General features: G+C 56.2%; 12 protein-coding genes. 1 reads left to right on the top strand and 11 read right to left on the bottom strand.

Going from position 1 to position 13,114, the window contains the following annotated elements; all coding sequences use genetic code 11:
• Positions 1–73 precede the first annotated feature (73 nt).
• The 11 genes from CAF63_RS18895 to CAF63_RS18940 form a co-directional block, all read right to left on the bottom strand.
• Positions 74–1,174, bottom strand: coding sequence for a low temperature requirement protein A (locus CAF63_RS18895; protein ID WP_085687309.1), 1,101 nt, complete (start codon positions 1,172–1,174; stop codon positions 74–76).
• A gap of 97 nt (positions 1,175–1,271) precedes the next feature.
• A complete protein-coding gene (locus tag CAF63_RS18900; protein ID WP_085687311.1) occupies positions 1,272–1,811 on the bottom strand; it encodes a thioredoxin domain-containing protein in 540 nt (179 codons plus the stop codon).
• An 11-nt stretch (positions 1,812–1,822) separates the two neighbouring features.
• Positions 1,823–2,365, bottom strand: coding sequence for a redoxin domain-containing protein (locus tag CAF63_RS18905; RefSeq protein ID WP_085687313.1), 543 nt, complete (start codon positions 2,363–2,365; stop codon positions 1,823–1,825).
• A 782-nt stretch (positions 2,366–3,147) separates the two neighbouring features.
• Positions 3,148–3,300, bottom strand: a complete 153-nt coding sequence (locus CAF63_RS28760; protein ID WP_158090788.1) for a hypothetical protein — start codon at positions 3,298–3,300, stop codon at positions 3,148–3,150.
• A 117-nt stretch (positions 3,301–3,417) separates the two neighbouring features.
• Positions 3,418–4,419 (bottom strand): cytochrome d ubiquinol oxidase subunit II, encoded by a 1,002-nt coding sequence (gene cydB, locus CAF63_RS18910; protein ID WP_085687315.1) that lies wholly within the window; start codon positions 4,417–4,419, stop codon positions 3,418–3,420.
• A gap of 12 nt (positions 4,420–4,431) precedes the next feature.
• A complete protein-coding gene (locus CAF63_RS18915) occupies positions 4,432–5,808 on the bottom strand; it encodes a cytochrome ubiquinol oxidase subunit I (protein ID WP_085687317.1) in 1,377 nt (458 codons plus the stop codon).
• Positions 5,809–5,826: 18 nt separating this feature from the next.
• On the bottom strand, positions 5,827–7,617 hold the full coding sequence (locus CAF63_RS18920; protein ID WP_085687319.1) for a thiamine pyrophosphate-requiring protein: 1,791 nt from the start codon (positions 7,615–7,617) through the stop codon (positions 5,827–5,829).
• 201 nt (positions 7,618–7,818) lie between these two features.
• Positions 7,819–8,295: a hemerythrin domain-containing protein gene (locus CAF63_RS18925; protein ID WP_085687321.1), complete on the bottom strand. Its 477-nt coding sequence runs from the start codon at positions 8,293–8,295 to the stop codon at positions 7,819–7,821.
• Positions 8,296–8,488: 193 nt separating this feature from the next.
• The gene (fahA, locus tag CAF63_RS18930) at positions 8,489–9,805 is read right to left on the bottom strand and encodes a fumarylacetoacetase (protein WP_085687323.1); all 1,317 of its coding nucleotides are present in this window, start codon (positions 9,803–9,805) and stop codon (positions 8,489–8,491) included.
• Between the two features lie 63 nt (positions 9,806–9,868).
• Positions 9,869–11,110, bottom strand: a complete 1,242-nt coding sequence (locus CAF63_RS18935; protein ID WP_256574530.1) for an MFS transporter — start codon at positions 11,108–11,110, stop codon at positions 9,869–9,871.
• Positions 11,111–11,195: 85 nt separating this feature from the next.
• On the bottom strand, positions 11,196–11,873 hold the full coding sequence (locus CAF63_RS18940) for an RraA family protein (RefSeq protein WP_085687328.1): 678 nt from the start codon (positions 11,871–11,873) through the stop codon (positions 11,196–11,198).
• 231 nt (positions 11,874–12,104) lie between these two features.
• Between CAF63_RS18940 and CAF63_RS18945 the strand changes: the two genes are divergently transcribed.
• A complete protein-coding gene (locus tag CAF63_RS18945) occupies positions 12,105–13,082 on the top strand; it encodes a hydroxyacid dehydrogenase (RefSeq protein WP_085687330.1) in 978 nt (325 codons plus the stop codon).
• The last annotated feature ends 32 nt before the right edge of the window (positions 13,083–13,114 follow it).

Raw genomic sequence — 13,114 nt, forward strand, 5'->3', positions numbered from 1 at the left:
GTAGTAGGCAGCGCGCAAACCGCAGACCAGCCGCTTGATCACTTTTCCCGAGCTGTGGCCTGATAATCAAGACTCAACGATATCTGAAATTCAGGAGAACATAACAGATCATGGTCACTGTCAAGCCGACCAATATGTACTCGACACGCGGTAGAAATATAACTAGCCCACCTAAAGAAAACACGATCAAGGTGTTTTGTATTATGTACTTCCTTATTCTACTCACGGCTATGAAATAGCCATATTGCTTCCCCAGGAAAAACAAGGCCATGCCGGTGATCGACATAATCTGGAAATCGCGCATCGCAATCTCATTCAGGATCGCATGCCTGATCAAATTTGCCAGGAGTGCCAGCCCTATAAAAAGAAAAAGGTGCGAGTAGATCAAGGCGTGCCCACTCATACTGCTGTGTTTTTTGCTCAGCAGGTAAAAGCTATCAAAATAGATCCACCAGATACTGCAAATCATGATGAATCCGGTGATGGCCGCCATCACATTGTAAAAACCCCATTGAATGTTAGATAAGCCTCCGGAAAGGCTAATAATTGACTCCCCCAATAAGATTAGGGTGAGTAGGCCTATGCGCTCAACCAAGTGCTCTGTGTGTGCTGGCAACGGTTTTAATTTAGTCCAGAAAAATACAGGAAACAGAATGTCAAGAGCAATCCCAATATAAGCAACAAGGTAACGCAAGGGCGGGTCAAAAATAACGGATGAAAGGCTAATAACTGCGCTAACTAATAGGGCGAAGCCGAGCCTTGAGGAAAGTTCGCCGCGAGAATCGAGCTTACTAATGGACGAAATATACATAACACTGATGATCGCACGTATACCAAAATAGCAGGCAATAATAAGCGGGTAGTTCACCTCCAGGTCTTCCCCGATTCGTGCCGATAGCACAATGAGCAGGAGCATTATGAATAATGTTGCCAAACGGTGAAGGTTGCTGTCTGTATCAAACCTGTTGGAGTAAATCGTGTGACTGGACCAGATCCACCACAACGGTACAAAAAGCAGTAAGAATGTCCATAGTTGCTTATTTTCAAAGTGGCCTTCATGAACATGTCCGAGAGTGTGCGTAACCTGGCCTATCGTAACAACGAAAGTCAGGTCAAAAAACAACTCAAGCCATGTGGCGTGTCGATTTTCTTCATAATACTTCAAAGATTTCATTAGTTGCCGGCTCCGTGTCCGCCTCTTTAATCTAAAAGGAAGCTAACGTTGGTTTTTCCTCGGTTCCGATGTGGTGATGCCAAGCCGATTTGGCTCTTTAGCGATTTCGTCCACGCACTAACAAAAGCTCAATCATCTGACTCATCCCGATGAACTCTGGAACTCCGTCATAGCGAAGCCCGTCAATGTAAAACGCTGGGGTGCCATTCACGCCGCTGCGTACACCGCCATTGAAGTCGGCTTGTATTTTGGGAATGTAAGTATCCTCTTGCATTGCAAGATCGAATTCCTCCCTCGAAAGGCCGTGTTTGAGAACGATGGCGTGATACAGCGGCAGGCCCAATCGATCCTGATTTTCATACAATTCGTCGTGAGCCTCCCAGAAGAATCCTTGACTCCCGGCATACTCAGCGGTGACCGCTGCACCCAATGCATGGGGGTGAGCGGTGGTCAGAGGGAAGTTACGGAACACGAACAGCAAATCATCGCGAAAATGCTGCTGCAGATTCTTGACCATCCAATACGCTTCACCGCAATAGGGACATTCATAGTCGCCATATTCCACCAAGGTGACCTTGGCATGCGCACTTCCCTGGCGATGGTCGTTGGCATTTACCGGGACTTTGAGAGTGGCCATGTAATCACCTGTTAATTTTTGGTTGGCGTGCTTTGTGGCGAATTCGCCAGAGCATCAAGCGCATCCAGAATGCCGTCCGCCCCAGGGTTGATTGCCATTGGTGAGACGTAGCTCCAGGCGACCACCCCGTCCTTGTCAATCACGAACAGCGCACGCTTACAAACCCCGAGGTGGGACTCGTACGCTCCATACTGTCGTGCCACCGCCCCTTTGGGCTCGAAATCGGCCAGCAGGCTGAAGTGGAAATTTCGATCTTTGGCAAAGGCCTGATGACACCAGGCGCTGTCAACCGAGATTCCCAATAGCACCGCACCGTATTCTCTGAAGGTGGGTAGCAACTGGTTGTACAAGGTCAGTTGGTCACCACACACCGAAGTCCAGTCAGCGGGATAAAACGCCAATATCGCGGGATTTCCCTTTAGCTCACGCAGCGACAACTGTTGATCAGGGGTTGCGTGAAGAGTGAAGTCGGGCGCGACAGTGCCGGCCGGCAGCGGACCCTGAACCAGGTCGCCATTGGTTTTTTGTGCATCATCGAACTCTAAAGTATTCATTGCTTGAACCTTGATAGATGGGTGGTTGGGACGTGCTCAGTGGGATACGACGTGCCCGGCGGGATAACTCCATCCACCATTAAGAGGTTCAAAAAAAGACAACGCTGCCTCGATCTCAGCCTGAGCCTGAGTGATTTCGGCAGCGAAACATTCACGTTCCGCATCAAGGAACACAAGAAGATCCGCCGTGTAATCGCGGAATTGGATTAGGCCAGGTTGGCAGGGGAATGGTCAGATTCGCTCTGGCTCACCAATGACTATAGTCGTTGATGACGCTTGCCGTAGTAGCTGAACGAATTTTCGGTACCCTCCAGTACTAACAACACTCACGCGCTTATCTTGCTACCATTTCAGGCGGCGTTTTAACACGATGATTTTGTCAGCTATTTCGCCACTTCAGACAAATCTACATCTGCTTTCTGGACGACAACTGCTGCCCGTTACGACAAGCAGAAATCGACCAGAGGTAGACAATGAACCGCCCTTCAGGTCGACAGAATGAAGGTTGATATGGGAAATGCTCTGGGCAAACGAGTCGTTGTCATTAGTGCCGGCATCGTGGGCGCTTCGCTGGCGTATCACCCGGCTGAGTTCGGTCTGGAGCGACTCCTGCCGTCGTAGCGATTGCTCGACTTGCCGCCCAGCATTTTTGAGTTGGACAGTCATGGCTTTGCTCTGCTCCCGCGCGTGGTCGACCTCGCGATGTGCACGATCTTCGACGCCGCGCACATAGGTCCGGCGGTTGACTTTCGTACGTGCACTGGGTGCGTCCGAAAGATCAGTCACTGCCCCTGCTCGGGCGCCTTGTCCTTTTGTATTTGCAATGACGCCTTGCTTTTGTCGCCCTCCTTGTTCGGTGCGTCATTTGAGCCTTCGAAACAGCCCTGTAGTAAAAACATCGAGCAAAGCCCGATAAAGACACAGATTTTTCTCATGATCCTCTCCCGAGCAATGATCCTTTGCCGCCGGCTGCTGCTCCGGCGGCGTAAAGGTCTCTTCAAGTTCGGAAGGATTTGTCCAGAACGAGTTCACTTTGCTTTGCGTATTCCGGATCAGCGGGATGGTGGTGTACGGATCTTGCCGCTGAAAACCCGGAAACCGTAGGTGTTGTAGGCCAGGGTGACCGGTACCAATACCGCGAAGCCAACCAGCATGAACACCTGGCTCTTGGGGCTGGATGTCGCCGCTTGCAGCGTCAGGTCAGGAGGAATGATCAACGGGTAAAGCGCCGCCAGCACCAAGCCGAACGCGAGGACAAAAACGCCCAACGCCGCGAACAGCGGCATACAATCGAAGCGGCTACGAAACCCCAGGGCAAAGCCCGCCAACAATCCGAAAAGAATCGACAACGTTGGCAAACCGATCCACAGCGATGTCAGGCGCCGGGCATATTGCGTGTGCAATGTCGTCGTCCAGACCACCAGAACGATCAGCAACCCTACAGTCACCAACGCCAGCACCCGGGCTTGATGCGCAGAGCGTTGCTGCAGCTCACCGATGGTGCGCCAATACAACCAGCATGCGCCGAGCCACGTATAGCCAATCACCAGGACCAGACCGCAAAACAATGGGAACGGCCCCAGCCATTCCCACCCATTACCGCTGTACTGCCCGTTCTGGTGAGGCAGACCCTGCACCAGCGTACCGAGCACTACGCCTTGCGCCGCGCCGGTCAAGATCGATCCACACAGCAGGACGCCATCGACGGCACGTTTCAACCGTTCGTTCGGCGCATGGTCACGAAACTCCAGAGCCATCGCACGCGCAATCAGCGCGAGAAACATCAGAATGAACGGCAAGTACAGCGCCGACAGCAAGATCGCATAGGCCAGCGGAAACAACGCCAGCAACCCGCCGCCACCCAGTACCAGCCAGGTTTCGTTGGCGTCCCAGATCGGCAGGATACTGACCGCCATCGCCCGCCGGTGGCGGCTGCTGCGGGTCAGTCCCAACAGCACGCCAACCCCCAGATCAGTGCCGTCCAGCAGCACATAGTTCATGACCGAGAAAGCCAGGGCCGCCGCACACAGCAGCGTAATCGTTTCAGAGTCCATGGCTTCCGTTCCTCAGGGTCGCCCGGTTTCGTCAGGTAACGTCGGTTGCGGTCCGGGTTCACCTTGATGTGGCGGAACACGCAGCAGCCGAAGCAGTACCCATAGCCCGATAGCGAAAACCACCAGGTAAAACCCTAGAATCAGCCACGTCGACCCGACGACTTGCGCCCGGGAGACCGATGACAGGCTATCGGCTGTGCGCAGCAGTCCGTAGACGGTGAAGGGTTGGCGCCCTACTTCGGTCACTGTCCAGCCACTGAGCATGGCCAGGAAACCTGCCGGGGTCATGAGGATGCACATCCATAACCAACGGCGCGAGATGCAGAGACGCTTGCGCCTGCGCAGTACCAGACTGACCAGCCCCTGTCCCAGCATCAGTATTCCCAGGCCGACCATGAGTCGGAACGCGAAAAAAACCGGCGCTACCGGAGGGATATCCTGTGGCGAGAATTCATCCAGTGCAGCGATGGTGCCGCTCAGGTCGTGGCGCAAGTACAACGAGCCGATACGCGGGATGGCCAGCTCCCAGTGATTGCGCCGCTCACTCATGTCGGGCCAGGCGAAAATACGCAGCGGCTCCCCCGCTCCCTCGGTCGGCCGCGTCCAGGACCCTTCAATAGCCGCCACTTTTTGTGGCTGTACCTGCAAGCTGTGTCGGCCATGCAGATCCCCCACGACGATTTGTACAGGCGTCAGAACGACAAGCGCCCACAACGCCATGGAAAACTGCACCCGTGCGCGGGGATTTTCCGCGTTCTTGAGCAACTGCCAGGCACTGGCGCCCGCCACAAATGTCGCCGTGCCAAGCAATGCGGCAAGCGTCATGTGCACCAAACGATAGGGAAAAGAAGGATTGAAGATGATCGCCCACCAGTCCTCGGCAATGAAACGTCCATCCGCGTCCAGCGAAAAACCTGCCGGAGTGTGCATCCAGGAATTGGCTGAGAGGATCCAGAAGGCGCTGATCAGCGATCCGCAGGCCACCGCGCAAGTCGCAAAAAAATGCAGACGCGGGCCGACCCTCTTCAAGCCGAACAACATGATACCGAGGAAACCGGCCTCGAGAAAAAACGCGGCGAGCACTTCGTAAAACATCAATGGCCCGAGGATATCTGCGGCCTTGACCGACAGGCGCGACCAGTTAAGGCCGAACTGATATTCCAGAATCAGTCCGGATGCCGTGCCTACCGCTACGGTCAAGGCAAACACCTTCAGCCAGTAGCGGTAGATATCGAGGTAGAGCTGGCGCCCACTCCTGAGCCACAACGCCTCGAGCACCATCAGGAAATTCGCCAGCCCTATGGTGAAAGCCGCCAGCACGATATGAAAACCGATGGTGATCGCGAACTGGATTCGCGCGGCCATGAGCGCGGACTCGAGGGTATTCATGAGCAGTGCTCGACCTCGCTATTTGGTTTTGCCCGCCAATACCGCCCCCAGGACCTGTTTGGCCGTTTGCACGATGACGCCCGCTTCGTCGGGGTCGCCCTTGAGCAAAGTGGTAGCGAATTTCTTCGCTTGTTCCAGTTTGATATGCGGCGGTAGCGGCGGCACGTTCGGGTCGGTCTTGAACTCGATGACGACCGGAACGTCCGAAGCCAGCGCCTGTTCCCAGGCAGCGGCCACATCTTCCTCGCGATCAACGAAGATGCCTTTGAGGCCGATGGAAATGGCGAACAGGTGATAAGGCACATCCGGAATGCTCTGCGAGGCTGTGAATTTCGGATCGCCCTCCATGACACGCTGCTCCCAGGTGACCTGATTCAAATCCTCATTGTTGAACACGGCGCAAATCCACTTCGGGCTGTCCCACTGTCGCCAGTATTTGGCGACCGTTATCAGTTCAGCCATGTTGTTCATCTGCATGGCGCCATCGCCCACCAAGGCAATCACCGGGCGTTGCGGGAAGGCGAACTTCGCCGCGATCGCGTACGGCACGGCGGCGCCCATGGACGCCAGGCCACCGGAAAGCGAGCACTTCATGCCCTTGCGGATTTTCAGGTCACGGGCGAACCAGTTGGCGCAAGAGCCGGAGTCGCTGGTAATGATGGCTTGCTCGGGCAAGCGCGGTGACAACTCATACACAACCCGTTGCGGGTTGACCGGGTCTGCTTTGGCCATGGCGCGCTTCTCAAGGGTTTTATCCCACGTCGCCCGCCAGCCTTCGATCTTTTTGCGCCACTTGCGCAGCGGCTTGTGTTCGAGCAACGGCGCCAGTGCCGCCAGGGTCTCGGCCGCATCGCCGGTCAGGTTCACTTCCATCGGGTAGCGCAGGCTGAGCATGTCGGGCTGCAAGTCGATCTGGACACCGCGCGCCTGCCCTTCTTTCGGCAGAAATTCGGCGTAAGGAAAGCCCGATCCGATCATCAGCAAGGTGTCGCATTCAGACATCAGTTTGTAGCTCGGTTCTGTGCCGAGCAGACCGATACACCCCGTGACCCAAGGCAACTCGTCCGGCAACACGGCTTTACCGAGCAGCGCTTTTGCCACCCCGGCTCCCAGTTTTTCGGCAATCGCGAACACTTGATCGCTGGCGTGCAGCGCACCGGCGCCCACCAGAATCGCAACCTTCTCCCCCGCATTGAGTACATCGGCGGCACGTTGCAGATCCGCGTCGTAAGGCAGCACCTTCGGCTTGCTGTAACCAATCCCCGAATGCGCGGTGCCGTGAGCCCGCGCCGGCGCTTTGTACTCGATATCCTGCAAGTCGTTCGGCAGTATCAGCGCCGTCACCCGCCGCTCGCCAACCGCTGTACGTACTGCGCGGTCCAGCAAGTGCCGAACCTGGGAAGCCGCCGAGGCCTGTTGCACAAATGCCCCGGCGACATCCTTGAACATCGAGACCAGATCGAGTTCTTGTTGATAATGGCTGCCCAGTGCCGTGCGCGCCTGTTGCCCGACAATCGCCAGCACCGGCATGTGGTCCAGCCGGGCGTCGTACAGTCCGGTGATCAAGTGGGAAGCACCCGGGCCGGATGTGGCGATGCACACCCCCAGTTCGCCGGTGAATTTGGCATGGGCGGACGCCATGAACGCCGCCATTTCTTCGTGCCGTGCCTGAACGAATTCGATCTTGCCGCCCGCCCGGCTCAACGCACCGAAGACGCCGTTGATACCGTCGCCCGGATAACCAAAAATTCGCGTCACACCCCATTGGCTGAGACGCTCGATCAAAAAATCACCCACTGTCACCGTCATGTCCAACCTCATTTTTTTCATTGCGTATGACATCCCGGTGCGCCGACATTTACAGCGCATACGGGAGATGTAAAGGTCTGGACAGCCCGACGGACAGCGAAGTTTCGATTAGTTGCGGGCTGCGGCCAGGCTTGGGGCATGAAAATCAAAAGCCCGGCATTGAGCCAGGCTTTTGATTGCTTCGCAGATCAGACTGTGGGGTCAGGCCGCCATATTCGACCCGCTGAGGCTTTTCTTGAGAGAAGCCTTCATCACTTCCATTTCCTTGCCCAACTCTTCGAGCTTTGCCTTGCCCAGCAGCTTTTTGGCCTGGGGAAACATCTCGGTCTCCTCTTCCTCGATATGGTGTTCCAGAAGTTCTTTGACCACTTTCACGCGGCCGGCGAACTCGGGTGTGGAAGGATCGGTCGATTTCAGGTCGGGCAATACCAGTGAATCAACGGTGCGATGTTCTTCTTTCGCCTCGTAGTACATCTCATCCTGCTCTTTACCCCCTGCTTCCTTGAAAGCCGGATACAGAATCTGCTCTTCGAGCTGAGTATGAATGGTAATTTCCAGCTCCAGCTTGTCCAACAAATCCGCGCGTTTTTTCAATGCGCGATCGGTGGATTCACTGAGTTGGCTCAGGATGCCTTTTACTTTTTCGTGGTCGGTTTTGAGAAGGTCGATGGCGTTCATTTGAGGCCTCTGTCACGGAAGGTTGTTCGCCGATCCTCGTCGGCAATTCTCGCGGTATTCAGAACAGACCTCGCATATTGCGTGCCACTGACTCATTTTTGAAATGACGTTTAAATTCATAGGCTTACGCAGAGTAATGGCGAAATATAGGCATGCACTCTGCATGAGCAGGGGGTTCAAGTTCTTGCAAAACTCATTCGTTGCCGTTGGTCTCACGGCGACGTCCCCGCGCCGGCAGTACGATGGCCCGGCATTCACCGAAACCGATCGAGCCAACCCCATCACGTTCGCAGCGCGCCTTGAGGATGATCTCGTCACCGTCCTCCAGGAAGATGCGCGTCTCACCATTGGGCAGTGTAATCGGGTGTTTGCCTCCCTCGGTCATTTCAAGCAACGAACCCAGCGATTCCGGTGTTGGCCCTGACAGCGTTCCCGTGCCGAAAAAATCACCGGGATTGAGCTGGCAACCGTTCACCGTGTGATGCGCAACCAACTGTGCGAATGTGAAGTACATGTTCCGTGTGTTACTGAGACTGAGGCGGAACGGCGTAGCACCCTCCTCTCGCATTCGAGCGGTGAGGATCAATACTTCGAGCTGGATATCGAAGGCACCGCTATTCTGGTCTTCCTCGTCATACAAATATGGCAACGGGTCAGGGTCACCCGCCGGTCTCAATGGCTGGGCACAGCGGAATGGCTCCAACGCTTCAGCCATTACGACCCAAGGTGAAATGGTCGATGCGAAGCTTTTCGACAAGAACGGGCCCAGTGGCTGATATTCCCAGGCCTGGATGTCACGTGCCGACCAGTCATTGAGCATGCACAGCCCGGCGATGTGCTCGCGTGCATCACGAATATCGATGGGCTCGCCAAGTTCATTTCCGGACCCGATCCAGAGTCCGACTTCAAGCTCGTAGTCCAGGCGCCGGCTCGGCGAGTAGATCGGCAGCTCGCTGTCGGGGAGTTTGATCTGCCCGCAGGGGCGAACGAACGCCTGGCCAGAGGCAATGATTGTCGACGCCCGGCCGTGGTAACCGATGGGCACGTGTTTATAGTTGGGCATCAATGGGCTGTCGGGTCGAAACAGCTTGCCGACGTTCTCGGCGTGATGGATGCCAACGTAGAAGTCGGTGTAGTCCTGAATACGGGCCGGCACGTGCAACTGGCAGTTGGCGGCCGGCACCAACAGGGTCTCTGCAAGATTGTGTTGCAGCTGAGTCTCCGCCGCGCCTTCACCCAGCAGCTCCGTCAGACGATCGCGCAGCGCTTTGCGTTCTTGTCTTGGGCGCGCGAAAAAACCGTTGAGAGAACCGCCCACTGCCGCGGTGGCAACTTCCTCGGCGACACCGGTGAACAGGCCTGCCTGTAGCGCGACCTGAAGGTCATAGATCCGGTCACCGATCGCGACACCCGTACGGCGTTCACCGCCGGCAACACTGAATACACCGAATGGCAGGTTGCCAAGTGAAAAATCAGGATGGCCGTTGGCCGAAGATACCCAGCTATTCATGTGCATCGTTCTCCATAGAAAATCTTGTTTGAGAATGGGCGAAGCCGCCCTTCTCCATCCAGATCATGATTTCAACCGGCGCGCTCGCAAGCGCCCGCCCATGCTGACGATCAGATAGAGCAGTAAAATCCCTCCGGCAATACCCAGCGTGGCCGGCGCTCCAAAATGCGCGGCGACCAGGCCTGCCAACATCCCGCCTACCGCTTCGAATCCGAAGCGCATGGCGATGTAGAAAGCGACAACTCGCCCCCGAAGCACGCCTGGCGCACCGCTCTGCAGTTGCATGTTCGTACTGACGTTGCTCAGCGTGATGCCGAAACCCAGCAGGACCAAGCCTGTCAGTGCCATTGGAAGGTTCGCGGCGAGGAACACGCCCAGCAGCGCGAAGCCGCACACAAGCGCGCCGCCGTCCATGAAGTATCGCAACCGTGACAGCGTTCCATTGAAGGCTAAAACCAGGGTAGCCACGAAGGCGCCGGCGCCGGCTGCCCCCCATAACCAGCCGAGAATCCTTGCATCACCGGCATAAACGGTCTTGGCAAGAATGGGTAAAAGGGAGGCATAGCAAGATGCCAAAAGGTTCACCATGATCACGCTGATCATCAGTTGCCGGACGCTCACCGTACGCCACAGGTAGGCCAGCCCTTCACGAAATACCTGAGAGGTCGAGCCGGTCGCCTTCGGTGATGCTTTCGCCCGGACTTTGATCAGTCCGAACATCAGGGCCAGATAGGCAAATGCCGTCAGGAGAAAGCAGCTCGCTTCGCTGGTCATTGCGATAAGGGTGCCCGCCAGAGGTGGTCCTGCAAATCTCGCCGCGTTGATCAACATGGCATTGAGCACCAACGCATTGGGCAAATCGGCCGGATCATCAACGAAGCTACCGATCAACGCCTGCCGCAACGGCGTTTCTACAGCATTCAGCAACCCCAGCAGCAATGCCATGCACGCAATGGACGTTCCGTCGTTCCAGCCGAACTGAGTCATGACGGCGAGTGTGAGCGATTGGGCTATCAGCATTATCTGGACGCCGATCAGTAGTCGTCTTTTGTCATGACGATCGATCCAGGCACCCGCGAGCGGTCCGATGAGGAGTTGAGGTGCGAGAGAAAGAAAAGTGATCAGGCCGAGCAGTACCGCCGAGCCGGTCAAATGATAGGCCAGCCAGGCCAAAGCGACCTGCTGCACCCATTTGCCCAGCGTCGAGATGCCCTGCCCGGCGAAATAAATCTGAAAGTTTCGACTGGCCAGTGCCCTGACGGGAGCAGGCCAACGCGTAGAGCGGGAAGAATGCGGGTTGGACAAGAGTACGTTCCTTAAAAGGCCCCGCGACACTCCTGGCACAAGCCTGCCGCGCATCACAGGGCTGGATGCGCGGCAGTCGCATGGATCAGAGCGGCAGTTGGCAGCCTTTCTGCTTCAAAGATTCCAATACCCAAGAGCGATCGTTCTTGCCTTGGGCGATTTGCTCCATCTGTTTGTGCTCGGCTGCGTATTTCGCCGTCGCACGTTCAAAGACTTCATCGACATGGTCAAACGGTATGCACAGCAAGCCGTCCTCATCGCCAATGACCAGGTCGCCCGGTTCGATCACCATACCATCGATAGCAATCGGTACATTGATCTCGCCAGGGCCGTCCTTATAAGGGCCCCGGTGCGAAACGCCGGCAGCAAACAGCGGGAAATCACCGCTGCCAATGTTGGCTGCATCACGAATGGCACCATTGATGACGATCCCGGCAATGCCGCGTTTTACCGCATAAGCGACCATCATTTCACCGATCAACGCATTGGTTAAATCGCCACCCGCATCCACCACAATCACATCGCCAGGCTCAGCGATATCGATTGCGTAATGCAGCATCAGGTTGTCACCCGGACGCGCCTTGACAGTCACGGCGGGGCCCGCGAGCACGCCTTCACGGTGCATGGGGCGCAGGCGAGAGCCGCCTGCCGTCATGCGGTTCATGGAGTCGCTGACGTTGGCTACCGGCAGTTCCCGATAGCGTGCAACCCATACTGCGCTGACTTTGCGTGTGCGCTCCAGCACCTGAAATCCAATGCTCATGTGACATACCTCTGTTTGGTTTTATTCGATCACATCGATTGTCGCTGATGTGTATTTTCAGAATGGCATTTCATTTAATTGAGCGCAACGGTGATTTATTTTTCTCATTCGGGATCAGACGAGCGTTTAAACAACGATATTGCAACGTCGTTTCATTATGCTAGGGTGTGTCACATCGCAGTCGCTGCACGCGCCAGCGTTTGTCTCCACGATAAAAACAAGGTAATGACGATGTCCCTGACCCTTCTGCTGACCGGCCCTGAACTTGCCCCGGAAGCCATGAACCTGGCCGCCGCCTCCGGCGTGCGGGTTATTCCAACCACGCCCTATCTGCCGGCCGAAGAGCTGGAAGCCATCATTCGCGAGCAGCAACCTGATGCGATCATCGTCCGCCAGGGTCAACTGACCGGGTCGATGATCAAAGCCTCGAAAAACTTGAAAGCAATTGCCAAACACGGCGTCGGCTACAACACCATCGACATCGAAACCGCTGCCGCTTGCGGTATTCCAGTCAGCATTGCCGTTGGCGCCAATGCCCAGTCAGTGGCCGAGCACGCCTTTGCCTTGATGTTCAGTGTCGCGAGACAAACGGCGCTGCTGGATGCGCGCATGCGCGACGGTCATTGGGACAAGTCCGAGGCGAACGGTGTGGAGTTGTTCGGCAAGACACTGGGCCTTGTCGGGCTGGGCTCGATCGGCAGCATCCTGATGGATCTGGTCGCGCCCCTGCGTATGAAGGTGAAGGTCTTTGACCCCTACCTCAAAGAGCTGCCGGTGCGCACGCACGTGGAGCGCGAAGAAGACTTCGATCGTTTACTGGCCGAGAGCGATGTCATCAGCCTGCACTGCCCGTTGACCGAGACCAATCACAATCTAATCGGCGCGGCGCAACTCGGACTCATGCGTCCCGGCAGTATCCTGATCAATACCGCAAGGGGTGAACTGATTGATACCCAGGCACTGGTGCAAGCACTGAGCGAGCGTAAAATTGCCGGTGCCGGACTGGATACTTTCAATCCCGAGCCACCACCTGCAGATAGCCCTTTGTGGGGTCTGCCTACGCTGGTGGCGACTCCCCATGTCGGCGCCAACACCTCGCAGGCCCGTGATCGCGTCGGTGTTGTCGCGTTGCGCCAGATCCTGGATGTCTGCGCAGGTCGGTCATTGGAGCCACGCTGCGTGGTCAACCGACACCTTCTCAACTGCTGATTACCTGATTGCGTGCTCCTTGGCAGCCAGAA

The sequence above is a fragment of the Pseudomonas sp. B20(2017) genome (assembly GCF_002113125.1).
Classification (GTDB): Bacteria; Pseudomonadota; Gammaproteobacteria; order Pseudomonadales; family Pseudomonadaceae; genus Aquipseudomonas.